The organism is Vitiosangium sp. GDMCC 1.1324 (genome assembly GCF_003044305.1).
In the GTDB taxonomy this organism is placed as follows: Bacteria; Myxococcota; Myxococcia; order Myxococcales; family Myxococcaceae; genus Archangium.
Genome location: NZ_PZOX01000024.1, coordinates 120,357 through 146,783, shown reverse-complemented (window position 1 = coordinate 146,783; position 26,427 = coordinate 120,357). Strand labels below are relative to the sequence as shown.

Sequence of the window (26,427 nt, the reverse complement as noted above, 5' to 3'; positions counted from 1 at the left end):
GAAACCACTGCCCCAAGAATCGCCCCGGGAGGAAAGGCTACGAAAAAGGCAACTCCTGCAACGAAGACAAGGCTTCCCACCAGAACCTCGGTGCGATTGCGCTTCAACCAATCCACCGCCTGGTCCGTGGTCGAAAACTCCTGGGGACGGCGCTCCTGCAAAAAGGTCATTGTTCCTAGAAGCAGGTAACACTTCGCACGTCTCATGCAGGCGGCGCTTACCACCAGGCCCCATGAGAATCTACGCGGCTCGAAGGATAATCCGCAGCGCTCCCATGCCGAAGAAGACACCGCCTCCCGCCATGACGCTGCCCCTCGACGAGGCACGCGCCTGGCTCGTCAGCCATCTCGGGCTCGCTGCTCCTCCCTACCCACCGGGCGCCGAGGGTGTGCGCGCGCTGCTGCACCACCTGCGTCACATCCAATTGGATCCACTCGATGTCATCGGCACCAACGCGGACCTGGTGGCGCTCGCTCGCGTGGAAGGCCTCTCCAAGGGCGACGTGTACCGCCACCTCTACCCGGGCCACGCCTTCGAGCACTGGGCCAAGGAGCGCTGCATCCTCCCCGCCAGCGCCTTCCCCCACTACCGCGACCGCTCACTCGAAACCCCATGGTGGCGCCTCGCCACGCGGCTCGAGCGCCTCCCCGAGAACGTGCCTCGCGCCGTCCTCGAGGAGCTCGAGGCCCGAGGCCCCCTCACCGCCTCGGAGCTGACCGACCATGGTGCCGTGAAGCCGCTCGACTGGAGTGGATGGAAGGGCACGGCGAAGGCCACCTCCATGGCGCTCGAGGTGCTCTGGACGCGCTGTGAAATCGTCGTGTGCGGCCGCGGCCCGGGTGGCAAGCGCTACGACGTTCCCCACCGGGCCCTCCCCAACGTGGCGCGCTCCTCCACGGGCTACACCGGCGGCGAGGACTTCGAGCGCTGGGCCCTCACCGAGCGTGTGGAGGCCGCGGGCCTGCTCTCCCGTGCCGCCGGGGCGCACTGGTCCTCCCTGTCCCCGGTGCGCACCTCGCCGCTGCCAGATGCCCTGGTGCGCGAGGGCCTGCTCGAGGAGGTGGCGCTGCCCGGCTCGCCCAAGCGCTACCTGGCTCCCGCGGGGTTCCGCTCTCGGCCCGTGACGGCTCCGGACGAGCGGATGCGGATATTGGGCCCGTTGGATCCACTGCTGTGGGACCGCGCGCTGGTGAACCTGCTCTTCGGCTTCGAGTACGTGTGGGAGGTGTACAAGCCCGAGGAGCAGCGCCGCTGGGGCTGGTACGTGTGCCCGCTGCTGCACCGGGGCCAGCTCGTGGGGCGGATGCAAGCGCGCGTGCAGGACGGCGTACTCCGAGTCGAGAAGCTCTGGAGGGAGAAGGGGGTGAAGCTGGACGACGCGGCGCTCGACGAGGCCCTGACGCGCCATGCCAAGGCCTGTGGTGCCGTGAAGGTGCGCAGGCCCCGGGCCCGGGTGGGCTGAGGCTCGCACCACCTGCTAGGGTTGCGCCCCGAAATGTGGTGGACGACAACTCCGAGGGAACAAACCCTGTTCGAGGTCGGGGAGTACCGGGTACGGCGGGTCTCGGAGGAGGACGCGCCGATCATCCGCAAGCTGGGCGAGCGCTGTCTGGAGCACATCGAGCTCCATTACGGCTCTCCACCGGACCCCTCGCAGATGATTCGCGAGCTGCTGTCGGATCTGCCTCCGAACAAGGCGCTCGGTGACAAGTTCGGCATGGGTGTCTTCGATGGGGCGGGCCGGCTGGTGGGAGCCATCGACGTCATCCGCGACTACCCGGAGCCACGCGAGTGGTACCTGGGGTTGCTGGTGTTGGACCCCCACCACCGCAACCATGGGCTGGGAGCGAAGCTGATGGCGGCGCTGACGCAATGGCTGCGGCAGCGGGAGGCCGTGTACCTGCGTCTGGCGGTGTCCGAGCACAACGAGGGGGGTCAGCGCTTCTGGGCGCGCATGGGCTTCGAGCCCGTGAAGCAGGTCATCGCCGAGTTCGGCAACAAGCAGAGCGTCTTCCACGTCATGCGTCGCGCATTGGAGGTGCGATGAAGTGTCCGGAGTGCAAGGAGCAGATGGCCGAGCAGTCCTTCGAGGGCCGCAACGGAGCCCAGGTCACCGTCGACGTGTGCCACGGCTGCCGGGGCCTGTGGTTCGACACCCATGAGAGCCGTCAGCTCTCTCCGGGTGGCACGCTGCACCTCTTCCGGGAGATGCACGGCCAGTGGAGCGAGCGCCGCCCGTACGGTGGCCATGGTCCCATGTCCTGCCCCCGCTGCGACTCGAAGCTCCAGCTCTCGCACGACCTGGCGCACAACAACCGCTTCCAGTACTCGCGCTGCCCGAAGGAGCACGGGCACTTCATCAGCTTCTTCCACTTCCTGCGTGAGAAGGGCATCGCCCGGAGCCTGACGCCCAGGGAGCTCACCGAGCTGCGCAAGCACGTGGACACCCTCCTGTGCTCGGACTGCGGCGAGCCCGTCCGGGTGGCGAACCTGAGCGCCTGCGTGCGCTGCCAGGCGCCCCTCTCCATCCTGGATCCGGACTGCGTGCAGACCACGGTGCGGGACGCGCAGATGGCGGCGGGCTCGCGCAGGGACGTGGCGCCCGAGGTCGCCGCCCAGCTCCTGATGACCCACCAGAAGCTCGGCGACTTCCACCCGAAGCCCGAGCCCCGCTCCAACGCCATTCCGCCCGTCGAGCTCCCCCCCGACTCGACCGAGGAGCTTCGCAACGCGTCGAAGAAGCTGTTCACCCTGGATCTGATCGCCGAGGGCATCGCGGTCGTCGTCATCGCCCTGGGCAAGCTCCTCTTCTGATTTCCCCCACCCCGTCACCCCCTCTCCATGACGCCCCGATACTCCTCGCGGTTCACGCCCCTCCTGCTGCTCGCGCTGACGACCCTGGCCGGCTGTCCCAAACCTCCGACGACGCCTCCGGCCGGGCAGACCTACTCCGATGTCCAGTTCGACGTGACGGTGCCCCCCGAGACGCCCGTCGACGCCACCCTGCTGCTCAAGGGCTCGGATCCGGCGTTCAACGGCATCTCCGGACAGGGGCTGGAGCTCGTCTATCAGGGCGACACCACCTTCTCGGTGAAGGCGAAGCTGCCCAAGGACAAGGAGCTCACCTACAGCATCCAGATGACGCCCCCGGGCTCGCAGGAAGCACAGAAGGCGCTCGATGCAACGGGGACGAAGGTGCCCACGCGGACCGTCACCGTGCATGAGAATGAGGAGACCGTGAGCGCCAGTGTGGAGCGCTGGGGAGTGCCGACCCCCACGCCTCCGCCGCAGCTCGCCATCATCGTCGCGGTCCCGGACATCACTCCACCGGACGCCACCATCTGGCTCTCCGGAAACCAGCCGGAGCTGGGCGAATGGAATGGAGCGGGAGTGAAGCTCTACAAGGCGGTGAACAGCAGCTATGCCACCGTGCTGTCCTTCGCCGCGAGAACGTCGTTCGAGTTCAAGGCGACGCGCGGCTCATGGGACACCGTGGAGAAGACCGCCCAGGGCGAGGAGGTCGACAATCACACCCACACGACGACTGGCGGCTTCGAGCGCCTCTCCTTCAAGGTGGGCTCGTGGGCGGACTACAACAGCGTGCCGCCCAAGCAGGTGCTCACGGGCAACATCCAGTACCTGCGCGACGTGACGCCGGCGAACCCGCTGCTCAAGAAGCGTGACGTCATCATCTGGCTTCCGCCGGACTACGAGCAGAACCCCGATCGCCGCTACCCGGTGCTGTACATGCACGACGGGCAGAACCTGATGGACGCCACCACGTCCTTCGCTGGCGAGTGGGGCGTGGACGAGACGGCGCAACAGCTCGTCCTGGCCGGCCAGGTGGAGCCGCTCATCATCGTAGGCGTCTACAACACCTCGGATCGCGGCCCCGAGTACACGCAGGTGCCGGACCCCAATTACCCCGAGGTCGACGGTGAGCACGGCGGCCGGGCGGACGAGTACGGCAAGTTCCTCGCCGAGGAGCTGAAGCCGCGCATCGACAGCACCTACCGCACGAAGCCAGAGGCGCTGTACACGGGACTCGCGGGCTCGTCGCTGGGCGGCCTGGTGTCGATGTACCTGGGCACGAAGCGCTCGGAGACCTTCACCCGGCTGGGCGTCGTCTCCCCGTCGGTGTTCTGGGGCGAGAAGGACATCCTCTCGAAGGTGAACGCGTTGCCCGGAAAGCTGCCGCTGCGCATCTGGGTGGACATCGGCACCGCGGAGTCGAGCGGCAGCCAGGAGACGGTGGCCGATACCCAGGCGCTCCGCGATGCGCTGGTGAACAAGGGCTGGGTGCTCGACACCGACCTCAAATACACCGAAATCGAGGGCGCCAAACACAACGAGAAGGCCTGGGCCGCGCGCTTCGGGGACATCCTCAAGTTCCTGTACCCCGCCCCGTAATCCCTCTCAATCCCCGCCCTCCGGCTCGATGAGAGGGGAGGGCTGACGCTCGGCCCGGGGTGGCTCCATGAGCGAGGCCACCTCGGGCGAGTAACCCCCCGGCCCCTCCCCGTGAGCGATGAGCGGCGGGCGCACCGCGAGCCCCCGCTGCCTGTCGCGCACCGCGTGCACGAGGAAGCGCGTGGCCGGAGCCTCCACCCGGGCATGCACGAAGCGCAGGGCCACCGGGTACAGCTTCGCCGCCACGAGCAACCCGAGCACCTCCGCCACCCGCGCCGCCGGGTAGACGAGGCTCACGCGTCCCCCTGGAGACAGCGCATGCCGGGCGGCGGCCACCACCGAGGGCGCATCACACGCCAGCTCCTGCTTGGACAGGGCGCGCTCCGCGTCCGGGCTGCGCACGCCCGCGTGCACCGGTCGGAAGGGAGGGTTGGACACCACGTGCGCGTAGGCCCCGGGAGGAAACAGCGAACGCGCCTCGCGCAAGTCCCCGAGCACGGGCCGCACGCGTCCCTCGCACGCATTGAGGGCCACGGCACGCACCAGCCGTGCGTGCACCTCGGGCTGTAGCTCCAGCGCATCCACCGGCCCGAGGCCGAACTGACAGGCGAGCAGGAAGGACACCACGCCACTGCCCGCGCCGAGCTCCAACAGCGGACCTCCCGCGTCCCGGCCCTCGGTGGCGGCGAAGGCCGCGAGCAGCACCGCGTCCAACGTGAAACGGTAGCCGCTCCGGCGCTGCACCACGCGCACACTCGCGGTGCCGATGGAGTCGATCGTCTCGTCCGGCGGAGGGCTCGTCTCGCTCAAGGGGGGTTCCGGGAACTGTCGGGCAGAGGGCCCTCACTCTATCCGGCGGTGCACAGCCGTGGGGCGCGCGCGTGCCACCCCCCTGGTTTCACGGGCGGTGATGCACAGCTTGCCCGCCCCATGAGGGTTCGACACATCTCCCTTCCCGTCGTGCTCCTGGCCCTGGCGTCCGCCGGCTGCGGCACCGAGCCAGTGCCTTGCTCCAACACCTGCCCGAACATCTCCGGGGTGTATTCCATCCAGAATGCCTCGCCGACGGGGCGGTGTTCCTTCAGTCCCTACCTGCTCGCGCCCACGGTGGAGATCCTCCAGAGCGACAACGGGCGGAGGGTGGTGCTCGAGGTCATCGATCCGTCCACGCAGCTCGAGGTGCCCCTGGTGGGAGAGGTCTATACCCCCGATCCAGGGGACGGCCCCGGGGTGCTCGGCTCGTTCCGGATAGACACCCGCACGGTCCGCGCCGCCAGCCGGTCGGACGAGCAGACGGTGACGCTGGACGTGAGCGCCATGGGCCTGGTGTCCGTGCACGAGGGCCGCCGGATGCTGTCCGCGACGCTGTCCACGACGGACGCGACGTCCGGCAAGGGCTGCACCATCACGCTGTCAGTCACGGGCAGCGGAGACTGAGCGGGGCGAGCAGGGCATCGAGCCCCCGTGCCCCGGGTCTTTCTCTCCTGGAGCCCAGGCTGCGGCCCGTGCCCCTCTCACCCTCGGCGATGCGCGGATTCATCCATCACACTCGCGTGTGGGCGATTCCTTCCATATGAGGGGCGCGAAACCGCTGTCCAGGCCAGGCGCTCCGGAAAGAGAGGCTGCCACCGTGAGCAAGATACTTCTGGTCGACGACGAGCCGGAGCTCCTCGAACTCTACACCGACGTACTGGAAATCATGGGCTGTGAGGTCACCTACGCGCACGATGGCCTCGAGGCGCTGGAGCTGGCCCACCGGCAGAGGCCGGATCTGATCGTCACGGATTGGATGATGCCTCGCATGGACGGGGTCGAGCTCTGCTGGCACGTCGTCCATGATGCCCAGCTCCAAGGCATTCCCATCATCCTGCACAGCACCCGGCGGGCTCCCAGGGTTCCAGGTGTCCTGGCAACCCTCTCGAAGGTCTGCCCGTTGGAGGAGTTCGAGGATGCCGTGGCGCAGGCGCTCGAAGGAATCGCCGAGTCCGCGCCGCACCCTCGGCAAGCAGCCGCCCACGCCTGAGCAGGGCACGTCACTCCTCCGCCACCCCGTCGACCGCCAGCCCGACCCGCCATGGGCGGCTCGCCAGGCTCAATAGGCCCACTCACCCAGGCCGTAATGCCGCGCGGTGGCCAGGTTGATCAGGACCAGGACCGATACGGCGATGACCTGGAACCAGCGGGGACGCCGCGCGCAGGCATCACCCAGGAAGAAGAACAGCGGAAACACCGGGGCGGCATACCGGAAGGTATTGACGAACTCACCCTGCATCAGTTGCACCAGCAGGGAGAGGGCCACGTAGATGCCCAGAGCGGGCTGCCGGCGCGAGATCATCACGGCCCCCGCGAGGAAGACCCACCACGTGACGTACCAGAGCACGTTGTGGGGATCGACGCTCTGCCAGGGGTTGCCGAAGACGAATGTCTTCAACGCCCCTCCCACCGAGTCCACGTGCGACCACCCTTGTTGCTGGGACTGCATGAAGGCGAAGGGGGAGCCAGCGACGACGGTCTGGAACGCCAGGAAGCCCAGCACTCCGAGCAGGCAGAGCAACCCGGTGACGAAGAACGCGCGGACCCGGCGGGCCGGCGTCGTCTCGACCCAGGCCGCCAGCAGCGAGGTCGTCAATCCCACGAAGACACCCTGGTTGCGCGTCAGGGCGCAGAGCGCGCCGAAGAACCCACCCCCGACCGGCCTCCGCGTCCCACTGAAGTAGAACGAGAGGAACGACAGCAGCAGGAACAGCGACTCGGTGTGGTGCGAGTGGAAGACGTAGCTCGCGGGCGCGAAGAGGAAGAAGAGCCACCCCAGCCGGGTGCGCGGAGTCATCCAATCCGGAAGAGCATCCCGTTGGGAGACACGGAAGCAGATGAAGACGAACAGGGCGAACATCACGGTGGAGAACGCCGCGCCCAACCATTGAAACTCGGTGATGCCCAGGGGAATCGCGATGGCCCGCAGGGTGAGCGGATACGCCGGGTAGAAGACGAAGAGTCCGCTGTGGTACCCGTCGCGGGCGATGGCCGTGTAGTAGTTCGCGTCCCAATACGTGAGGAGATGCCCGAACGGCTGATGGCGCCGAAATGCGATCCATCTCCAGATGGCCACGTGCAGGAGCACCATGGCGGCTGCGCTCGCGGCGACGAAGCGGGCGGTACCGGGGCGCGTCAGGTCCGGGAGGAAGGGACGCTCGGGTTTCAACGTGGCCAGCGGAGACTCCGGAAGGAAGGCGGACGGCGTTGCTTCGCAGTCGGGAGGGGCGCATGTCAATGACGTCGCCCGACCCCCATGCACGCACGGGGCCAGGAGCCGCCCGACACGCCTGGACGGAACCCCACCACCCGAGGGGAGGTAGGCCTGGGCGACCGCAGACCGAAGGGCTTCTCATTCCTTGGAAAGAAAGAAGAACGCAAGTCCACTCTGGGCGTTGATGTAAATTTCAATCACAGCTCGATTTTCAGGCTCCATTTGTCAAATTCGTGACAAAACAGTTTTAGTTGAAATTGTCGCGAACAGCGGAAAACGCGACTGTCACTTGTAGTGAAACTTGTTTTCCTTTAGTGAGAATCCGAAGACATCGCATTGGACGTGATGTCTGTCTGCGTAAGGAGACTCGAATGGGATTCAAGATGTCCTTGTCGCAGTGGAAGCCTTTCATCCGTGCCGCGCAATTGTCGGGCCTGGCGTTGCTGAGCGCCGGTTGGAGCACGGCGTTGCAGCCGCTCTCCAACCCGGTGGAGCGCCAGGAGTTGCTGGCGCTGTCCCCGGAGATGAGCGCGCTGTATGACTCCAAGATGGCCGAGGGCGGCGACCGTATCAGCATCGAGCTCGACCTGTCGAACGATGCACAGCACGGCTTCTTGATGCGCCGGCTCAAGGCGGCGGGCAAGAACGAGAAGAACTCGCCCGAGCTCTTCCGGAAGATGACGCAGATCCGTGAGCGGGCCCTCGCGCGCAAGAGCCAGAATACCGCGGCCAATGTCCAGACCGCGGCGGGAGGTATCTGGTGCGACCACTACCTGGTCGTGAAGCCCCCCATCCCCGGCAACAATGGGCAGACCATGACGTACGAGCCGTACGTCCATGTGAGCTGCGAGGGAGGGGCCAATTACGTCTATGCCGACATCGTCGCCTACGACACCAACCAGGCGGAGACGGTGAGCAAGCAGGTCGCCTCCGACGCGGGCGAGGAGTATGGCAATGGGACTGACTTCGTCGACGTGGGGACCGTCGCCACGGTGAACGTGGCCGAGGGCCACCTGCTGCGCCTGGAGTCCGTGGCGCTCGCGATCGACGACGTGACCGGCAGGGACGTCTCCCTGTACACCGTGGCCCGCACGTCCATCGCCCTGCGCGAGGATGGTGGTTTCACGCTCATCCACCCGCGAGAGATCGTCGCGAACAGCCAGGCAGACATTCTCATGTGCCAGCTCCGGGGCGGCGTGGACTGCGACTACGCGGTGGCCGGCTACGACAGCAGGGGCGTGCTGACGGCCTATCCTCCGGCTCCTACCGGAGTCGCCGCCTCGAGGGCCGACGTCCCGGGCGTGCTGAACCCCGCTGACTACTGGGCGTTCTCCGCGCCGTATAACGCCACGCGGCTCTACTTGCCGATCCGCACGGAGATCAAGGCGGGCGCGCGCAACTACCTGCAGTGCACGGTGGACAACTACACCTTCGGCAAGGTCAAGCTCCACGCCGAGGGCACGACGTGCGCCAACTCGGTGGACTTCAAGAGCCAGCTGCCCGTGGGCAGCTACGCCGCGACGTTCAACTACCTGGCGGACACCTCGTACAACATCAACGGGGACAACACCACTGGCTGCCCAGCGAACATCATCCTCAACAAGGCGGCCAGCTTCACCATCACCATCCTCGGCAAGGCCAAGTGCACCAACGCGGATGGCACCTATTCCCTGGAGCCGTTCTACAAGTCCCAGGCGATCGACGGCCGCGCGCTGACCACCCAGCGCATCTTCTACCGCAACAGCTGCATGGCCGAGGGCACTCGCATCCAGATGGCGGACGGCCAGGTGGTGCCGGTGGAGCAGGTGAAGATGGGAGACAAGGTCATCGCTGGAGCCGGCGGCAAGGTGCTGACGGTGACGGACGTGGCGCGCGGCAATGAGCTCAACCCCTTCGTGCACCTGCGTGACAGCGCCGGCCACGAGGTGACGCTCACGGAGATGCACCCGGTCATCACCGCGAAGGGCGAGGTGGTGGCCGCCAAGAACCTGAAGGTGAAGGATCAGCTGCGCACGGAGAAGGGCGTGGCCTCGCTCACCTCGGTGAAGCGCGTGCCGGTGAATGGCAAGCGCGTGTTCAACCTGAAGCTGGGCACCACCGAGGAGCTGGCGGGCCTGGACTCCCTGGGCCGGACGATGTTCGCGGGCGGCTTCCTCGTGGGTGACATGGCGATGCAGCAGGAGCTGGAGACTCCCGCGAAGAAGCCGGTGGACGTGCTGGCCAGCCTGCCCAAGGCCTGGCACCAGGACTTCAAGAACGCCCAGGCTCGTTAGTCCGAGGCGCATTGGGTTTTCAGAGGGGGTGGTGGGGTTCCGACCTTGCCACCCCCTCTCTCCTTTCTTTTGGAACGAAGGCACATGACGATCAAACCAACGATGACAAGATGGAATGGGCGCTTCGTCTGGGCGGGTGTCATCGCGCCCTGGATGGTGCTGGGCCTCGGGTGCCAGTCAGCAACGTGCGAGACGGCAGCGGATTGTCACACCGAAGGCGCGCTGGCTCCCGGCCAGGAGTCCGACTGCCAGAATAGTCTGTGCGTCATCCGGGACGCCCAAGTGCCCGGACGTGACGCGGGCACCCAGGTGGACGCTGGTACCGCCACGGACGCCGGCACCGCCACGGACGCCGGCACCCAGGTGGACGCCGGCACCGCCACGGACGCCGGCACCCAGGTGGACGCCGGCACCGCCACGGACGCCGGGACGAATCCAGGCACGTCGTGCACTGAACTGCCGCATGACCCCAAGCTCGGCACGCTGAAGCTTCACGCGAGCTTCGTCTCCGCCGAGTCCGTTCAGTTCCCCCAGGGCATGACCGCCATCACCGCGGTCCCCAGTGGCGGGAGCTTCAAGTTGTACGGTGTGCGCGGCTCCAACAAGAGCCTCTATGGGCTCGGTACCTGGCCCGAAATCACTCCTGGCGCCACGGCACTCCAGCAGATCGCCGCTCCAGAAGATCGCGCGTCCGTCATCTTCCCGAGCAACTTCCTCGTCAACGATGGCAGCCGGCTGCTCGCGGGCTACATCAAGGGGAGCTCGAATGGGGACGGCAAGGTCTTGGTTCATGATCTGGCTGCTCCAGCCAACTCCGTCTACCTGCCCGCGCCCGGCATCGAGTCCGCCATCGCGACGACGAGCTCGGGAGCGAGTGCGTTCTTCGTCAGCGCCATGGGATTGGAGAAGCTCGGGTCCACGAACAGCGACCCGGCCATCCATGCGCTCAAGACGCAGACCCAGCCCTTCCAGGCCATGACGCTCGCCACCTTTGCTCCGGACTGGTCGGCGATCGGTGGGATCTCCGCGATGACGGCCAATGGCATCGCCGTGTTCGGCTACTTCAGTGGTGCCGACATCCAGGAGCACCTGCACGCGGTGCCGCCCTCCGTCTATGCGCAAGCCCTCGCCAATGGGACTTCCTTCTCCCTGGCCGATTGGCCCGAAATCCACGCGGGCAACGTGGAGGGCCTCCTCATCGCGGGCTTCGGCAATGGCCTGGCGGTACACCGCGGCACCCTCTCGGAGACCAGCAACGAGGTGGATACCGAGAGAGTCCTCCGGATTCCCCTGGCCGTCGGCACCGGAGAGGTGCCCACCGTCAACGCTGGACAGGCCGTTTCCCTGCTCATCAGCGAGGACTCCTGTACCAACGTGACCCTGCTGGTTCCCATGGGGCGGGATCTCCTCGTGGGTGTATCGGACAAGAACGGCAAGCGGCTCGTCCGTCTGAGGGAGCAGCAGCAGTAGGCTTCTTCTCCCGCCACGACTTGAAGGCACAGGCAGGGACCACGCTCGAGCGTGGTCCCCCAAGCCGGCTGGTTGTGACTGCTGAGACGTCTGGCCTACGCGCTCACGTCACCGCCGCTGGCCCACGAGCCGCTCGGCGACGTCGATCACCTTCGCCTCCACGTTCGTGTTGTCCAGCTTGTCGATCTCCGCGAGCCCGGTAGGGCTGGTGACGTTCACCTCGGTGAGCCAGTCACCAATCACGTCGATGCCCACCAGGTACAGGCCCCGCTCCTGGAGCGCGGGTTTGAGGCGCGCGCAGATCTCCAGTTCACGCGGGGTGAGGGCCGTCTTCACGGGAGTACCGCCGGCGGCCATGTTGCCGCGGTGGTCATCGTGAGCGGGGACGCGGAGCACGGCGCCACAGGGCTCGCCATCCACGAGGATGATGCGCTTGTCACCCTGGCGGCTCTCGGGGAGATAGGCCTGGGCGACGATGGCCTTGCGCCCACCGAGGGTGAGGACCTCCAGGAGCGAGCGGGTGTTCCGGTCCCCGGGCTGGAGGAAGACGATGCCCTGGCCGCCAAAGCCCTCGACGGGCTTGAGGATGGTGCCCTGCGGGTGACGGGCGACGAACTGGGCGAGCGCGACGAGGTCTCGGGCGATGAGCGTCTCGGGCATGAGCTCGGGGAAGCGCAGACCGAAGAGCTTCTCGTTGGCGTCGCGGATGCCGGTGGGGTTGTTGATGAAGACGGGGGCGCGGCCGTTGCACAGCTCGACGAGCTGGGTGGCCAGGATGAAGTCGGCGTCGACGGGCGGATCCTTCCGGAGGAAGAGGACGTCGAGGCTGGAGATGGGGCGGATCTGCTCGTCGAGGATGTCGAAGTGGCGGCCGGGCTCGCGGCGCACGGTGACGGTGCGCATGCGGGACTCGGCGCTGGAGCCACCGAAGCGGAGCCAGGGCTGCTCGAAGTAGCGCACCTGATGGCCGCGGCGCTGGGCCTCGAGCATGAGGGCGAAGGTGGAGTCGTGGTCGACCCGGATCGCCTCGAGCGGATCCATCAGGAAGCCGAAGGTGAGCGCGGCCATGGGTGCGAGAGTCTCCTGGGAAGGGGGGAAGATGATACCCGGTGAGTGAGTAGACGCGCCGAGGCCTTCGCGCGACAGAAAAAGCACGTGGGCAGGCGAGGGGCCTACGGATGACGCGGTTGACACACGGCGGGTCCGGCGTCAGGAGGAGAGACGCAGACCTCCCGAGGACCACAGGCCTCCGGCACGCTGGGGTCGCAGGCACGCTGACAGGAGCCCTGAAAGCAGGAAGTGCCTCGGGGGCACGAGGGCTTGCCCTCCCCACAGGAGAGGTAGCTACAGGCCATCTTCAGCTCCAGGTGCGATTCCCTGTAGCGAGGGGGCCAGACGGAGCAGAGGCTGTCGGCAGGGCAGGGCACCTGCTGGCAGTTCTCCCCGCGCACCACCGCGCAGACCGAGATGCCCTCACCCAGGGTGACGCACTGCTGGCCCTCGAGGCAGCCCCGGGCCTCACACGAGGGAAGGCACGAAGGTCCGTCGAGTCCGTCGCGGCAGAAGAAGCCCTGTGGACAACTCGTGGGTTCGTCCAGCGTACAGGGACGGCCACACCAGCCCTCGTTGCAGTGAAGGCCCCGGGCACAGGTGTTCTCCAGCGGCTTTCTGGCCAGCGTGCAGGGCTCGCCCTCTTTTCTCAGTCCCGGATCGACGCACGCACGCACGAGCGGTCCATCGTCCAGGGTCCGCAAGGCCTGACAGATACGTCCCTCTCCGCACTGCATGTCTGTCTTGCACCAACTGTCGCTGCAGATTCCCTCTCTCTCGAGAGCGGACAGGCTCAAACATCCGAGCGGAGGCTCACAATCCGAGCCTTGCCAGCAGCGCTGCCCGTAGGTCTGGAGCCTCCATGTTTCCTCTAGAGGGAGGTGCGGAACCGTCTTCGCCTTCCTCACGTGCTCATCGGGGCCGAGTTCCCAATACGCCGTGCTCATGACGAGAAGGAGCGGCACGGGTAGCAGGAACCCAAGGACGATGACGGGGAAGGTGCTCTTCTTCACTTGCACATCACCTTGCAGGGTTGAGAGCTACAATCCCAGGACTCCACTTTGTCAGCAGGGCAGACCCTCTCCTCTTCATCATCCTCATCCTCCTCGGATCTCACTCGCTCGAACTCCGCGTCGCGCTCGTCGAATCTTTCCTCCATGTCCTTCTGCATCGCCCGGTCGAGCTTGCCTCCCTTTCTGTAGGTATGCGGACAGCCCGTTCCGAGCATCAGCAACCCCACCATGGTCATGAGCATCGCGCATCGAGTCATGAGGCCCCCTGACCGAATGGTGCCCCACGGGTTAGAGGTCCTCGAAATGGAGCGGTGCGCCATCCCCGCGAGGTGACGACTGCCGGACACCACGGTGGGGGAGGGGCCCTTGATGCCGTGCCTCCACTTCAAGGACGCTCGGGTCCGTGCCCCTCGTCAAGCCAGACGCCCGGAGCGATGCCTTCTCCCTCCACGAACTGGAGCGGCATCAGCGCCGGCGTGAGCAGGGCATTCCCACCCTCACCGTGCTCGCCGGTCCTCCCGGCTCCGCGGCGTCCCTCTGGCGCAAGTGGCTCGAACCACTCCACCGGCCCACGTGCATGGTGCCCGCTTCGAGCGAGTCCGACGCCGTCCGGGCGTGGATGGAAGCACTCGCCCGGAGCAGGGACCTCGCGGCGGATGCCGCCGACTTCCTCGGTACGGCCGCGGGACTCGCTCCTGGCGAGTTGCCCACACGCCTCGAGGGAAAGACAGCCCACGAGCGCGACGTCCTCCTCCAAGAGTTGCTCCCCTCCGCTCCCGATGGAGACGTCTCCACCGCGTGCCGGTGTCTGCTCCAACCACAAGTTATCCACAAGTCTGGCAGTCCCTTCGAGGCGCTGCTCGAGGCCTTTGATCACGATCCGCTCCGGGTGCTCGCGGCGGTGAATGCGCTCGTCCCACCAGAGACGGCTCCGGCGCTGCTGCTGACCGGCTCCGGCGCCGAGGCCCTGACTCGCGCGGCCCGGGTCGCCGCGAAGCTGTGTGCCGCTAATCCCTCTCTCGTCATCGCGCTGTGTACGGATCGCCCCTCACTCGATGCGTACCTGCACGGTGGTCAGTCCCAGGCACTCGCCATGGTGCGCGAAGGGCTCATCGAGCTCGCCACCCCCTCTCCCGAGGCACTGGGCCGGAAGCTGGAGACACTCGGAGTGAGTCCGTCGAAGGAGCTGTCCGCCCCGTTGGCCCGGCTCGCGACGGATGGTGTCTCCGACGAGGTCCTCACGCTCTTTGGCGAGGTGGTCCGCGAGCACCAGCGGGCCTCGCGCGAGGGCGAGCCCGTGGACCGCGCTCGCAGCAAGGAGGAGCGCTTCCTCTATGCCTTCCTCGACTCGCACCCCGCCACCCATGGGCTCTTCGAGCTCAACGCGTCCCCGGGGTTCCGTCTCGCGGGCCGCGACGTCGAGGTGGATCTGCTGGCGCGCCAGCTCTCCATCGCCGTGGAGATCGACGGCTACTTCCACTTCCACAACGACGAAGCGTACCGCCGCGACCGGCGCAAGGACCTCGCGCTGCAACGCCATGGTTACTGGGTGCTGCGCTTCCTCACCGGGGACATCGTGCCGAGGCTCGAGGAGATCCTCGACACCCTCTCGGACGTCATCCAGCAGCGGCGCGAGGCTCTCACGCAAGAGTCCTCGCGGGAGGAAGCCGGACCTACAGGCTCCGGCCGTCGACCTTCGTCACCTTGAGCGCGTCGAGGTCCACGCCGTCCAGGCAGCGGACGTTGATGGCGTACACCGCGCGGCCATCGGGCGCCGTGCCCCGGCTGAAGGGACGGACGCCACAGCCCGGGCAGAACTCGTGATGGATGTGCTTCTTTCCGAACTGGTAGTCCGTGAGGACAACGTCCGAGCCAGCCCGGAACGTGACCTGGTCCGCCCCCACGAAGGCCATGAGCGCACCTGCCCGCGAACAGAAGGAGCAGTTACACGAAACGATCTGACCTCCGAGGTCGACCTTCACATCGAAGCGAACCTTGCCACAATGGCACTGACCTTCATACGTCTTGAGCTCGTTCATGCGGTCACCCTGCCCGAGGTACCTGACCGCGTATTGTAGAAACACGACAGCCCATGTCCGCCCCGAGCACCAGTCAGAGAGGCATCCTGAACCCACACGAGGGGAAGAAACACTTTCACCTCGCGCGACACGCGCCAGCCGAGGACCTCGCGTTCTTCATCGAGCGTCACTGGATCATCCGATGGGACCTCCGAGGTCAGAATCCGTTCCAGCAGGAGGTGCTGCCGCACCCGTGTGTGAACCTCGTGGTGGAGGCGGGCCGGTCAGCCGTCCACGGTGTGGATACCCGGAGGTTCGTCGCCCATCTCGAGGGGAAGGGCCAGGTCGTGGGCACCAAGTTCCGGCCCGGGGCGTTCTTCCCATTCGTGCGCGTGCCCATGTCCGGGCTGACGGACCGCTCCCTGCCGCTGCAGGAGCTCTTCGGTCCCGCCGGGGCGGCCCTCGAGCCAGCGGTCCTCGCGAGCGACGACGAGCGCGAGCAGATTGCCCTCGTCGAGACGTTCCTGCGCCAGCGTCTGCCCGAGCGTGACGACACCGTCGCCACCGTCGTTCACATCATCCAGCGCGCACTGGAGTGCCCCGAGGTCAACCGGGTCGAGGACCTCAGCATCCGGGTAGGCCATTCCGTCCGGACCCTGCAGCGCCTCTTCCGTCAGTACGTGGGCGTCAGCCCGAAGTGGGTCATCCGCCGCTTCCGTCTGCACGAGGCCGCCGACCGCGCCTCCTCGGGTGGGCAGGTCGACTGGGCGGCGCTCGCCCAGGAGCTCGGGTACTTCGATCAGGCCCACTTCATCCGCGACTTCAAGTCACAGGTCGGCCGCTCTCCGGCCGAGTATGCGGCCCTGTGCACCTCTCGTACGGGCGGCGGCCAGGCCATGACGCGACCGCTCACGGGCCCGCTGTAATGTTTCTCCTGAACTCTTCACGAACGGGGTCCGGGTTGACCTGCTAGCGCGGCCCGCGGAAATCCCCGACACTTTGTCCAAAATCATTCCGCAACGACGCGAGGCCCTCTCCCAGATGGGCCCGCGGGGGGAGGCCAGACATGGAGGGGCACGAGGTTTCTCGTCTCGGAGAGCTGACGCTCGCGTGGTTGCTGACGCGCGACGAAGGCAAGGGTGCGCGCAGCGATCTGTCCCGCGCGCTCAAGCCCTTCGCCGAGCACCGCTGGAGCGCCAGTGATTGGAGCCAGCGGCTCGATGAGACGCTCGCGGCGCTCGAGTCGGGTGGGCTCGCGCTGCGCACGGCACGCAACGGGCTCGAGCTCACCGCCCAGGGACGCACGCATGCCCACACGTGGCTCGGCGTGAAGCGCCTGCCCGAGGGCACCACCTGGAAGAAGCTCAAGGCCACGCACCTGCTGGCGCGCGTGTTGGAGCTGACTCCCTCCGCCAGCAGCCTGACCCGGCTCGGCACCGCGGATGGCATGCGCGCGGTGCTCGTGCAGAAGGAGCTCGGCCTCGAGTCCCCCGGCTCGCGCAGCCTCACCCAGGTGCGTGACGCGCTGTGCTGGAAGCAGCTCGGCGTCGACACGGACAAGCCCTTCACCCTGGCCGCCGTGCAGGCGGTGCTGCTCGCCCGCGCCCTGCAGACCTCGCGCGAGGCCGAGCCCACCCAGGCCATGCGGCAGCTCGCGGCGAGGAGCGTGGGCGCGAAGCGCTCGGACGCGGAGAGCCTCCGTCTGGCGGCCTTGCGCTCCTGGCTCGTTCCCTCCTCGGAGCCCGTGGCCCCGCCGCCCTCCGTGCCCACCCCGTCCAGCACTCGCAACGAGCTGGCCTCCGCTCCCCAGCCCGCGCTCTTCGAGCCGGCGGCTCCGGTTCCCCAGGAGGATCTCCCCACCTTCGCCGAGCGCGTGCGGCAGGCGGCGAAGGACTCGGCGAGCGGGCGCTTCGGCGAGGACAAGATCTTCATCTCCCATGTCTGGCGCACCCTGCGCGGCCAGTTCCAGGGCCTGGATGAGCAGACGTTCAAGAACAGGCTCGTCGAGGCCAACCGGGCGCAGCTCCTCTCCCTGAGCCGGGCCGATCTGGTGGAGGCGATGGATCCCGGAGATGTTGCCGAGTCGGAGACCCGCTACCTCGGCGCCACCTTCCACTTCATCGCCCTGTAGTCGCATTCCTCCGCGCGGTTGCAAGGGTTTCCCTGATGACCCAGCCCGATCTTCGTCTCGCCGCCTTCCTGTCGGACCGCACCGAGGTCTTCCACTCCATCCAGCACCGCCATGAAATCTGGCGGCCGGATCCGTTCGACGTGGAGCACGTCCACCAGGAGGCGCGCACCGCCTTCGAGCGTCTGCTCACCCGGGCCACCACGCCGCCGGGCCTGGACTCGGGGCGCATCCTGCTGCTGCTCGGCGAGTCAGGCTGCGGCAAGACGCACCTGGTGCGAGCCTTCCGCGCCCGCGTGCACGAGAAGTCCCTGGGCTTCGTGGGCTACATGCAGATGACGACGTCCACGTCCAACTATGGGCGCTACGTCCTCTCCAACCTCATCGACTCGCTCGACCAGCCCTACTACGAGCCCTCGCATCCGGGCTCCGGGCTGATGAAGCTCTCCAGCGCGCTCTTCTCGCGCTGCGGCAAGTGGGCGGCCGGCCTGACGCTGCCCGATACGGACGCGGAGGACGTCCATCAGATCGTCAGCGACGCGGCCGATGAGCTCATCACCCAGGAGGCCTTCGCGGACCTCGAGCTGGATCTGCTGCGTGCGCTGCTCTACCTCCAGCGCAACGAGGCGCGCATCAAGAGCCGCGTCCTCAGGTACCTGCGCTGCGAGGACCTGTCCGATCCGGATCGCAAGGTGCTCGGGGGGATGGTGCCTCGCATCCATGACGACCATCCCAAGCAGATGGTGGAGCAGCTCGGGCGGCTGATGCGCTCGCTGGAGCACTCGCTGGTGCTGTGCGTGGACCAGCTCGAGGACATCTACGATCCCAACGACGCCGGCAATCCCTTCCGCCGGGCCATGCAGACGGTGTGCGATCTGGCCGACCGGGTGCCCTCGTCCCTCGTCGTCATCAGCTGTCTGAAGGACTTCTGGGAGGCGATGCACTCGCAGCTCACGCGGCCCATGTTGGACCGCATCCTGTTGGACCCGGCCCCCATCAGTCTGCACAGCCTGCGCACGGCCGAGGAGGCCCGGCTCATCGCCGAGAAGCGTCTGGAGTACCTCTACGAGCAGGAGGACGCGCCCTTCGATGCGGCGGATCCCACGTACCCCTTCCCGCACGAGGGCTTCGAGGCACTGGCCGGCATGCGTGCCCGCGACGTGCTCAACGAGTGCCGCCGCTACCGGGAGCTCGCCATCCGCGAGGGCCAGCTCCCCGAGCACTTCCCACTCGTGGAGGGTGGCACGGGGACGAAGGGAAAAACGGAGGGGAACAAGCCCGTCCAGCAGGTTCCGGAGCTGGATCAGCTCTGGAACGATTTCCGCACCGCGTACAAGGGCTCGCCGCCCGATGACGACTCCGAGCTGGCCGTGCTCCTGGCCTGGGCGATGGGCGCCAGCACGGACGAGGTGGACAGCGGGCACCGCTTCGAGGCCCGGACGTTGGGCGAGGCCATCCAGGTGGACATCGTCCCCGAAGCCGGGAAGCTCCACGTCGCGCTGTGCAACAGCAAGCCCCATGGTGGAGCACTCGCGCGGCAGATTGAGCAGGCCCGCAAGGGGCTCAAGGACCACACGCCCGTGGTCGTGCGCACCACCGCCTTTCCCAACAATCCCAAGACCCAGGCCGCCGAGGAGCTCGGCAAGCTCATCGCCAAGGGCGGGCGCCGCGCGGTGCTGGAGGACAGTGACTGCCGCACCCTGCTCGCGCTGCGCGACTTCCGCAAGCAGCACGAGTCCCGCGCCGACTTCGCCGCGTGGCTGCGCTCGGCCCGGCCCCTCACGCAGACCAAGCCGCTGCGCGACATCCTCAACCTGGACCACCTGCGTCCCGTGGCCCGCCAGGCGCCGGTGACCGCACCGGTGAAGCCCGTCGTCTCCCAGACGGCCACAGTGCTCCGGACGGATCCGAAGCCCGCTGAATCGCCGCCGCAGCCGAAGCGTGTGCCTGATGCACCCAGGGAGCCGCCTCGCAAGCTCGAGCCCGTGCGTATCGGTGAGCTGGATAGCCTCTCGAGAGAGCCCGTCCACGCCAACCCCAACGAGTTCATGCAGCACGCCGCGTTCCTCGGTGGCTCGGGCAGCGGCAAGACGACGCTCGCGCTCAACCTGCTGGAGCAGCTCCTGTTGCAGGGCATCCCCGCCATCCTCGTGGACCGCAAGGGAGACCTCGCCGGCTACGCCAATGACGCTGTCTGGACTCGCCCGCTCGATGACCCGCGTCGCTCCGAGCGCCGCGCCCTGTTGCGCGACCGGCTCGACGTGGCCCTCTTCACCCCCGGACACCCCCACGGCCGCCCGCTCGCCATCCCCATCGTCCCGGAGGGGCTCGGCTCTCTGCCCGACTTCGATCGCAAGCAGGCCACCCAGCTCGCGGGTGACGCGCTCGGCGGCATGCTCGACTACAAGCACAGCGGGCGCGACAATACCTGTCGGACCATCCTCACCCAGGCGATTGATCAACTCGTCCTGCTTTCGCCCGGCGGCGTCTCCCTGGAGAAGCTCGTCTACTTCATCGACGAGAAGGATCCCCGGCTGGTGAACGCCGTGGGCCGGCTCGACACAAAGCTCTTCGAGAAGATCGTGCAGGACCTGGAGACACTCCGGCTCCGCGCCTCCATGCTGCTGGGCAGCGGCGGTGAGAAGCTCGACATGGATCTGCTGCTCGGCCGCGGAGCCCATGCGCGGCCCGGCAAGACGCGCCTGAGCGTCATCAGCACGAAGTTCCTCGGCGACAACGACAAGGTGCTCTTCTGGGTGTCCCAGCTCCTCATCGAGGTGTCGCGCTGGCTGGGCCGCAATCCCGCGAGCTCGTTGCAGGCGGTGCTGATGTTCGACGAGGCCGACATGTACCTGCCGGCCACGCGGCAGCCCGCCACCAAGCAGCCGATGGAGAACCTGCTGCGGCGTGCCCGCTCGGCGGGCCTGGGATTGATGCTCGCCACCCAGAGCCCGGGAGACTTCGACTACAAGTGCCGAGACACCATCCGCTCCTGGTTCATCGGCCGCGTGAAGGAGAAGAACTCGCTGGAGAAGATGAAGCCCATGCTCAGCGAGGCCCGGGTGGACTTCTCCGCGAAGATTCCCACCCAGAGCACCGGCGAGTTCCACGCCGTGCGCGAGGGCAACGTCCAGCGCGTGAAGGCGGACCCGTCCGTGCTCGCCACCGAGCAGCTCTCGGATGACGAGCTGCTTCGGCTCGCCGCGCGCACGCTCCCCGAGGTAGATACCCGGCGCACGGGCTCGTGAGCCCCTCCCCAAGATGAGACCGCGCGGCTGGAGTGTCCTCCCACCACTGGCCAACCCGTTGGCTTGACGGGCGCACCCGCACCTCCGTGTAATTCCAGAGCGACGGCTTTCTGGCCGCATCGCTTCCGTGAGGTGCGCCGTGTCCACTCGTCTTCCTGGTGCTCGCCCTACGGGAGCGCGTCTGGGCTCTTGTGTCGGCGCCTGGGCTCTCATCGTCCTCTTCCAGTTCGCGTGTGCCACGAGCACCCCACGGAGCAACTTCATGGGCTACCGCTCGGAGCCCGGCCTCGAATCCGCCACGGTGTACGTCGTGGACTTCATGGAACCCGGCGCCGTCGCCACCCGGCCGGTGCCCATTCCCAGGGCCGAGTTCCAGCAGGCCGTCCTGCGCCTCTCCCGCGACGTGCGGCTCAAGCAGAAGACGCCACGGCAGGCCGCCCATGAGTTGCTGAGCCTCTTGGGGACGCCACCCGACGACCCCAAGGTGGCAGCGACGGGCTACTGGAAGCTGGAGCAGCACCGCGGCGAGGGCGTCACCTGGATACTCGAGCGCCAGGAGGGCCTCGTTGTCCTCACTCCCCAGGCCGAACAAGCCCTTAAGGAGAAGTACCTGAAGTGGTGTGAGCCCCGGGGCGGCGGCGACTGCCTGGGCCTGCTGGACGACGACCCGTACCTGCGCACGGACGACCGGCGCACATTGGCCCTGGCCCTCGCCTTCGGCAATGTGCTCGACGAGACGCGTGCAGCGCTGGGGCGAGAGCTGCTGAATGTGCAAGCGCTCGTCTCCATGGTCGTCTGGACGGTCGCTCTCTACTGCATGATGTGGGTGGTGCCCGAGCCGACGACCAAGGCCTTGGCCGCTGGCATGACCCTCATCCTGATGGGCTACCTGGGCCTCAAGACGGTGTACGAGCTGATGGACGGCTGGGCTCGGATGGCCGACACGGCGTACCACGCCACCACCTTCGAGGAGTTGCGTGCGGCGGGTGAGGAGTTCAGCAAGGTGCTGGGCGAGGATGCGGCACGGGCCATGATTCTGGCGGTGTCCACACTCGCCGGACACACGCTGGGGCAGGTAGTAGCGCGGGTGAAGTCGCTTCCCAGGTTCAATCTCGCGGGAGCGCAGTTCGAAGCGCAGGGCGGTGCCGCTGTCATGGGGAGCCTGGAAGCCACGGAGGCGGCGCTCGCGACGGAGGGGGCCCTGGCCAGGGCGGTAGCAGCAGCGGAGACGGTGGCCACCTCACCGCAGGGCCCCATGGCCGTGGTGATGCTCAAGAAGGGGCGGGTGGGTGGTGGGGAAACGGCCCCGGGGGGCCGATCCGCGGAAACCGTCATTCGCCACCGGGGCGGCAACCGGCAGGTGGAACTCAGCGATGGCCAGCGCTGGCACGTGCCTCGCGGCAAGTCGGCCGCAGACATTCCCGCCGAGGACAAGATTGGGGACATGCTCCAGGAGGCCGTCACCAAGGCCGCCAATGAATGGGGACCCCATAGGCTCAGCCGCCAAGAGCGAATCGCCATCGAAAAGGCCCAGAAGAACGGCGAATACTGGCTGGCGCGGCTGTTGGAGCGGGAGGCCCGGGGGCGCTTCGTGCAGCGCACAGTGAAAAACCAATTCGACCATCTCTACGACTTCAGCTTGAGCAAGGGCATCGACGTGATTGACCCGGCGACGGGCCGCAAGTATGAGATTCTTTCCGGCACGGAGTCGAACTTGGCGCGGCATGGCAAGCGGATGGCCAGCGAGTTCTTCCGGATGCTCACCTTCTGAAAGGGCGGTAGATGCTCGCCAAAAAAGTCTTTTACGAGGATAAGGAACTCGAAAACGAGCGGCTGGAACTGACCGACAAAGGCTCGCTCTACTTCCTTGGCCGCAACCTTACGCTACGCAACTGCACCCTCGTACTGAAGGTTCCCGCCAGTCGCCTGTTCATCCGCGAAGTCCGGTTCATCGATTGCGCCTTCGAGGTGAAGCAGGAATTGAAGAACCACCAAGACTGGATAAAAGCATCCCTCACGGGATGCCGGTTCAAGGGGCGGCTGACGGGGTGCGACTTCGGGCACTGGCCTGAATACGGGAGCGAGCCGGAATACCAACTCGGCTCCATCGAAAACTGCGACTTCTCGGAGGCCCGCCTGGAGGCCTGCCGTATCATGGGCTCTGACCCTGCCACCATTCGCTTTCCGAAGTGGCCCTGCTTCACCATCCTGGACCCCATCGGGCGGGCCCGCGAGCTCAACAGCGTCCAGTGGCCGGGCCGAGTTGGCCCTATTGTTATCGAGACGCTGAGCACGGAGCCGCCTGGCACAGTGGCGTTGACCGAGCACGCCCTCAGCATTGCGAAGCGGTTTGACACCACCCCGGAAGAACTCCGGGCCGTCATCGAGAAGTTCGACTGCATCATCTACTGACGGGGCCATGCCGAGATCGCGTGGCGCCTCCCGGAGATTTCCCTGACACAGGGGGGAACTGTCCGTGCTCGCCACCGAGCAGTTCTCGGATGACGAGCTGCTTCGGCTCGCCGCGCGCACGCTCCCCGAGGTAGACACCCTGTGCACAGGCTCCTGAGCGAAAGGGAAACGCATGTCTGCCTATGTGGTGGTCGAAGTCACGGTGAAGGACGCGGAGACCTACGAGCGGTACAAGTTGCTCGCACCGCCGGCGATTGGCCTCTACGGCGGCCGCTACCTGGCGCGCGGAGGCTTGACGGAGGTGCTCGAGGGCACGTGGACCCCGACGCGACTCGTGATTCTCGAGTTCCCCACCGTCGAGCGGGCCCGGGCGTGGTGGAACTCACCCGAGTACGCCCCCGCCAAGGCGCTGCGTCAGGCGAGCACGAGCACGGACATGGTGCTCCTGGAGGGCCTGCCCCCGGGGGCGGATCCCGCCGCCAGGAAGTGAACGAAGACCCCCCTCACATGTCGTCGAACAGGGTCATGGTCACCTCGACGCCTTCCCACAGAGAGGTGGCGTCGAAGTGGTCATCGAACCAGCTCCGCGCGCTCATGCGCACGCAATAGGTGATGAAATGCCGCTCCGGCGCCGCATCGATTTCCGCCGGCAACAGGCGCAACTCATGCTCCAGGACGGCTTTGCGTTCCGGGCACACCGAGTCATAGGAAGCTGCTCAGCGCAGGACATTCTCGATGTGTGCCGCGAGCGTGCTGCCATTGAGGCCACTCCGGGACTGGGCCACGAGGCGCCCCTGGCCATCGAGCAGGGCGAGATAGGGAATGGCTTCCGGGTATGTCCCCCCGAAGGCGCTCACCGCACGCTTGAGGGTACCGGGGGGGTAGGGCGCGGCGCGCAGGGCCGGAAACGCGGGGCGCGACTTCTCCAGGTAGCGGACGAGGTCGGACTCCTCGTCGTCGAGTGAGAGGCCCACCACCTGCAGGCCGCGGTCCTCGTAGTCGAGCGCCACCTGGTTCACACGGGGAAAGGTCTGCCGGCAGGCCGGGCACCACGAGGCGTAGAGGAAGACGAGGGTGGCTCCGTACCCCGCACGCGTCCGATCCCGCAGCGAATCCACTCCCACGGTCTCGATGCGGCCGTTGAATGCCGGGAGCTCGCGAGGGGCCGCCTTGGGCGGGGCGGCCGGGACGGCCTCCTTCACCGGAAGGGGAGTGGCGAGGTTGGCCGCCACCTGTGACCGCAGCGCATCCTGCTCGCGCTGGACACGCTGCCGCTCCCGCGCGATGCGCGAGAGGAGTTCGGCGGCCGCCGCCGCATCCAGACTCTCCGCTGGCACCCGGCGCAACCGTTCCTCGATGCCGGTCATCTCCGGGTCGAGATAGGCCTGGTCCAGCCGGGTGGCGGTCAGGCGTCCGAAGGCGAGATAAGCCTGGGTGTACTCCTCGGAGGGCTGCTTTCTCCTGCCACAGGCAAGGCTCGTCACCAGCAGCAAGCACGCGAGGAGCGAACGGGAGAGGAGCGAAGGGGACATGTCCTCTCCGAATCTAGCGTGCGCTGGGAAAAGGGGAATCCGAATCAGGCCAGTTTCAGGCAGGAGCTCTTCTTGCTTCGCCTCTTCAATGACACCTGTCGGAGTCCCTCCAGGTGCTCGGGGCCTACTGCGGATCCCACCCGGCGTTCACGGTCATCTTGTTGAGCGCACGCACGGAGACGTAGGGGACGAAGCCGGCCGCACGCGAGCGGGTATAGGCATCCGCGATGTGCGCGGCCTGCACCGCGTAGTCCACGGAGAGCACGAGCTTGCCCGCGGCACGCACGCGCGCGGCGTTGTTCCGGTTCTGCGCGCACCAGTCCTCGGAGCATGCCTTGTCATCCGACCAGTACATGTCCTCCATGCCCAACCCATCGATGGCCCCGAGGTAGCCCGCGTAGTCGATGAGCTCGGGGGCGTTCTGCGGCATGACCTTGAAGGCGGGGTTCTTGGACTTCGCGTACTGGCTGATCCGCGCGATGAGCGCCACCATCTTGCGCGCCAGGTCCTCACGGTTGGTGCCCGCGGCGTTGGCGGCGATCTCCTCGTAGGTCACCACCATGTCCAGGTAGCAGCCATTGAAGCCGGCGGCGATCGCCTGGTCGATACGGCCCTGGACGATGGGCCACCAGCGCTCGTCCCAGTACTTCACGTACTGCTCGTCCGGCCAGCCATCCACCGCGCCGAGCTTCATGTCCGCCGGCACCTGGCTCCACTCGGGGCGGTACTCCTCGATGGCGCCGATCTCGAAGTAGGCGAGCACCTGCTTGCCGGTGGCCTTCACCGCCGCGAGCTCATCGCTCCGGAAGTAGTCGTCCGACCCGTCACGCGACAGCTCGATGACAGCCAGGTTGAACTTGGAGGCGGCAATCTGGTCCAGCTTGCTGTCGGCGTAATTGGTCAGCTGGTAGGTGAAGCTGGTGACGCCCTCCCAGGGCACGGGCGTGCTGGTGCCCGCATCGGTGGTGCCCGCGTCCGGCGTGGAGCCACCCGCGTCAGGGGTGGAGGTGCCCGAGTCCGGCATGGTGCTGCCCGCGTCCGTCCCCTCGAGCTGGATACGCACCACCAGCAGGTCGAGCTGCGAGGCATCCGCCGACGACGTCGTGCTGTAGCGCAGCTTGAAGGGTCCACCGCTCACGAAGCGTCCCACGGGCGCGGGGAGCGCGAGCGAGGTGGACGTCCACGTCCATGATTTGGCGAAGGTGTTGTCACCCACCACCACCCAGGCACCGGCCTGGTAGTCCCAGGCCTCGAAGATCCAGCGCATCTCCGAGCGCAAGGGGCCGCGGTAGTTGATGCCCACCTCAGCGGCCTGTACCGCCGAAGCGCTCACGTCCGAAGGCAGCGCATAGGTGCAGCTCGCCGAGCTGTTGGCGGCGAACTCCACGTACTCGGCCCAGCGATCCTCGGTGCCGGACAGGGTCTGGGTGGCGAGTGCCTGCGCACTCTGCCCCGAGCCGATGGAGCCGCGCAGCACCTGGAGGGTGGAGCACGTCAGGGTCCGGGCGTTGGTGAGTGCCGCCGCTTCAGGAGCTCCGGACTCCTTCTCCGCCTCGGGGGGCTCGTGGCACGCGGCGAGTACCGCGAGCAGGGTCAGAGACAGTCGGGCCAGGGTGTATCTCACGG

Annotated in this window: 23 protein-coding genes; 15 read left to right on the top strand and 8 right to left on the bottom strand. The window is 67.1% G+C overall.

Going from position 1 to position 26,427, the window contains the following annotated elements; all coding sequences use genetic code 11:
* The first annotated feature begins 274 nt into the window (after positions 1 to 274).
* The 4 genes from DAT35_RS46435 to DAT35_RS46420 are packed head-to-tail and all read left to right on the top strand — an operon-like array spanning position 275 to position 4,410.
* Complete coding sequence (locus DAT35_RS46435; RefSeq protein ID WP_199243210.1) at positions 275 to 1,462, top strand: winged helix-turn-helix domain-containing protein; 1,188 nt, start codon at positions 275 to 277, stop codon at positions 1,460 to 1,462.
* Between the two features lie 33 nt (positions 1,463 to 1,495).
* Positions 1,496 to 2,047: a GNAT family N-acetyltransferase gene (locus tag DAT35_RS46430; RefSeq protein WP_108075783.1), complete on the top strand. Its 552-nt coding sequence runs from the start codon at positions 1,496 to 1,498 to the stop codon at positions 2,045 to 2,047.
* A complete protein-coding gene (locus tag DAT35_RS46425; RefSeq protein WP_108075782.1) occupies positions 2,044 to 2,814 on the top strand; it encodes a zf-TFIIB domain-containing protein in 771 nt (256 codons plus the stop codon). The genes DAT35_RS46430 and DAT35_RS46425 overlap by 4 nt, the downstream gene beginning before the upstream one ends.
* Before the next feature lie 27 nt (positions 2,815 to 2,841).
* Complete coding sequence (locus DAT35_RS46420; protein WP_108075781.1) at positions 2,842 to 4,410, top strand: alpha/beta hydrolase-fold protein; 1,569 nt, start codon at positions 2,842 to 2,844, stop codon at positions 4,408 to 4,410.
* A gap of 6 nt (positions 4,411 to 4,416) precedes the next feature.
* Here DAT35_RS46420 and DAT35_RS46415 read toward each other — a convergent pair whose 3' ends face one another.
* Positions 4,417 to 5,220, bottom strand: coding sequence for a tRNA1(Val) (adenine(37)-N6)-methyltransferase (locus tag DAT35_RS46415; RefSeq protein ID WP_108075780.1), 804 nt, complete (start codon positions 5,218 to 5,220; stop codon positions 4,417 to 4,419).
* Between the two features lie 120 nt (positions 5,221 to 5,340).
* Here DAT35_RS46415 and DAT35_RS46410 point away from each other — a divergent pair, with 120 nt between their 5' ends.
* Together DAT35_RS46410 and DAT35_RS46405 are read left to right on the top strand one after the other, a co-directional pair.
* Positions 5,341 to 5,847: a hypothetical protein gene (locus DAT35_RS46410; RefSeq protein WP_146210157.1), complete on the top strand. Its 507-nt coding sequence runs from the start codon at positions 5,341 to 5,343 to the stop codon at positions 5,845 to 5,847.
* Between the two features lie 193 nt (positions 5,848 to 6,040).
* Complete coding sequence (locus DAT35_RS46405; RefSeq protein ID WP_108075778.1) at positions 6,041 to 6,433, top strand: response regulator; 393 nt, start codon at positions 6,041 to 6,043, stop codon at positions 6,431 to 6,433.
* A 69-nt stretch (positions 6,434 to 6,502) separates the two neighbouring features.
* On the opposite strand, the gene DAT35_RS46400 is transcribed toward DAT35_RS46405, so the two are convergent.
* Entirely contained in the window at positions 6,503 to 7,612 is a 1,110-nt protein-coding gene (locus DAT35_RS46400; RefSeq protein ID WP_108075777.1) for a mannosyltransferase family protein, read from the bottom strand.
* A 416-nt stretch (positions 7,613 to 8,028) separates the two neighbouring features.
* Between DAT35_RS46400 and DAT35_RS46395 the strand changes: the two genes are divergently transcribed.
* Together DAT35_RS46395 and DAT35_RS61435 are read left to right on the top strand one after the other, a co-directional pair.
* Positions 8,029 to 9,930 carry a Hint domain-containing protein gene (locus DAT35_RS46395; protein ID WP_108075776.1) on the top strand — a complete coding sequence of 634 codons (1,902 nt, stop codon included), beginning with the start codon at positions 8,029 to 8,031 and terminating at the stop codon, positions 9,928 to 9,930.
* Positions 9,931 to 10,014: 84 nt separating this feature from the next.
* A complete protein-coding gene (locus tag DAT35_RS61435) occupies positions 10,015 to 11,400 on the top strand; it encodes a hypothetical protein (protein ID WP_233262108.1) in 1,386 nt (461 codons plus the stop codon).
* 108 nt (positions 11,401 to 11,508) lie between these two features.
* Here the strand turns inward: DAT35_RS61435 and gshB are convergent, their stop codons facing one another.
* The gene (gene gshB / locus DAT35_RS46385; protein WP_108075775.1) at positions 11,509 to 12,468 is read right to left on the bottom strand and encodes a glutathione synthase; all 960 of its coding nucleotides are present in this window, start codon (positions 12,466 to 12,468) and stop codon (positions 11,509 to 11,511) included.
* 991 nt (positions 12,469 to 13,459) lie between these two features.
* The gene (locus DAT35_RS58520; protein WP_146210156.1) at positions 13,460 to 13,705 is read right to left on the bottom strand and encodes a hypothetical protein; all 246 of its coding nucleotides are present in this window, start codon (positions 13,703 to 13,705) and stop codon (positions 13,460 to 13,462) included.
* A 161-nt stretch (positions 13,706 to 13,866) separates the two neighbouring features.
* Here DAT35_RS58520 and DAT35_RS46375 point away from each other — a divergent pair, with 161 nt between their 5' ends.
* Positions 13,867 to 15,171 (top strand): endonuclease domain-containing protein, encoded by a 1,305-nt coding sequence (locus DAT35_RS46375; RefSeq protein ID WP_233262107.1) that lies wholly within the window; start codon positions 13,867 to 13,869, stop codon positions 15,169 to 15,171.
* On the opposite strand, the gene DAT35_RS46370 is transcribed toward DAT35_RS46375, so the two are convergent.
* Positions 15,137 to 15,502 (bottom strand): GFA family protein, encoded by a 366-nt coding sequence (locus DAT35_RS46370; RefSeq protein WP_108075773.1) that lies wholly within the window; start codon positions 15,500 to 15,502, stop codon positions 15,137 to 15,139. The genes DAT35_RS46375 and DAT35_RS46370 overlap by 35 nt on opposite strands.
* Positions 15,503 to 15,555: 53 nt before the next feature.
* Between DAT35_RS46370 and DAT35_RS46365 the strand changes: the two genes are divergently transcribed.
* The 6 genes from DAT35_RS46365 (at position 15,556) to DAT35_RS46340 (ending at position 23,759) form a co-directional block, all read left to right on the top strand.
* Positions 15,556 to 16,407: an AraC family transcriptional regulator gene (locus DAT35_RS46365; RefSeq protein ID WP_108075772.1), complete on the top strand. Its 852-nt coding sequence runs from the start codon at positions 15,556 to 15,558 to the stop codon at positions 16,405 to 16,407.
* 140 nt (positions 16,408 to 16,547) lie between these two features.
* Positions 16,548 to 17,612: a hypothetical protein gene (locus tag DAT35_RS46360; protein ID WP_108075771.1), complete on the top strand. Its 1,065-nt coding sequence runs from the start codon at positions 16,548 to 16,550 to the stop codon at positions 17,610 to 17,612.
* Between the two features lie 35 nt (positions 17,613 to 17,647).
* Positions 17,648 to 20,857, top strand: coding sequence for a helicase HerA domain-containing protein (locus DAT35_RS46355; RefSeq protein ID WP_108075770.1), 3,210 nt, complete (start codon positions 17,648 to 17,650; stop codon positions 20,855 to 20,857).
* 262 nt (positions 20,858 to 21,119) lie between these two features.
* Positions 21,120 to 22,628, top strand: a complete 1,509-nt coding sequence (locus tag DAT35_RS46350) for a hypothetical protein (RefSeq protein ID WP_233262106.1) — start codon at positions 21,120 to 21,122, stop codon at positions 22,626 to 22,628.
* Positions 22,629 to 22,639: 11 nt separating this feature from the next.
* Positions 22,640 to 23,269, top strand: a complete 630-nt coding sequence (locus DAT35_RS46345) for a hypothetical protein (RefSeq protein ID WP_108075768.1) — start codon at positions 22,640 to 22,642, stop codon at positions 23,267 to 23,269.
* 172 nt (positions 23,270 to 23,441) lie between these two features.
* Positions 23,442 to 23,759 (top strand): DUF1330 domain-containing protein, encoded by a 318-nt coding sequence (locus DAT35_RS46340; RefSeq protein ID WP_108075767.1) that lies wholly within the window; start codon positions 23,442 to 23,444, stop codon positions 23,757 to 23,759.
* Between the two features lie 13 nt (positions 23,760 to 23,772).
* On the opposite strand, the gene DAT35_RS58515 is transcribed toward DAT35_RS46340, so the two are convergent.
* The 3 genes from DAT35_RS58515 to DAT35_RS46330 all read right to left on the bottom strand — a co-directional run bounded on the left by DAT35_RS58515 (position 23,773) and on the right by DAT35_RS46330 (position 26,425).
* Complete coding sequence (locus tag DAT35_RS58515) at positions 23,773 to 23,931, bottom strand: hypothetical protein (RefSeq protein WP_158502158.1); 159 nt, start codon at positions 23,929 to 23,931, stop codon at positions 23,773 to 23,775.
* Between the two features lie 54 nt (positions 23,932 to 23,985).
* Positions 23,986 to 24,801 carry a TlpA disulfide reductase family protein gene (locus DAT35_RS46335; protein ID WP_108075766.1) on the bottom strand — a complete coding sequence of 272 codons (816 nt, stop codon included), beginning with the start codon at positions 24,799 to 24,801 and terminating at the stop codon, positions 23,986 to 23,988.
* A 124-nt stretch (positions 24,802 to 24,925) separates the two neighbouring features.
* Complete coding sequence (locus DAT35_RS46330; RefSeq protein WP_233262105.1) at positions 24,926 to 26,425, bottom strand: MJ1477/TM1410 family putative glycoside hydrolase; 1,500 nt, start codon at positions 26,423 to 26,425, stop codon at positions 24,926 to 24,928.
* Positions 26,426 to 26,427 lie beyond the last annotated feature (2 nt).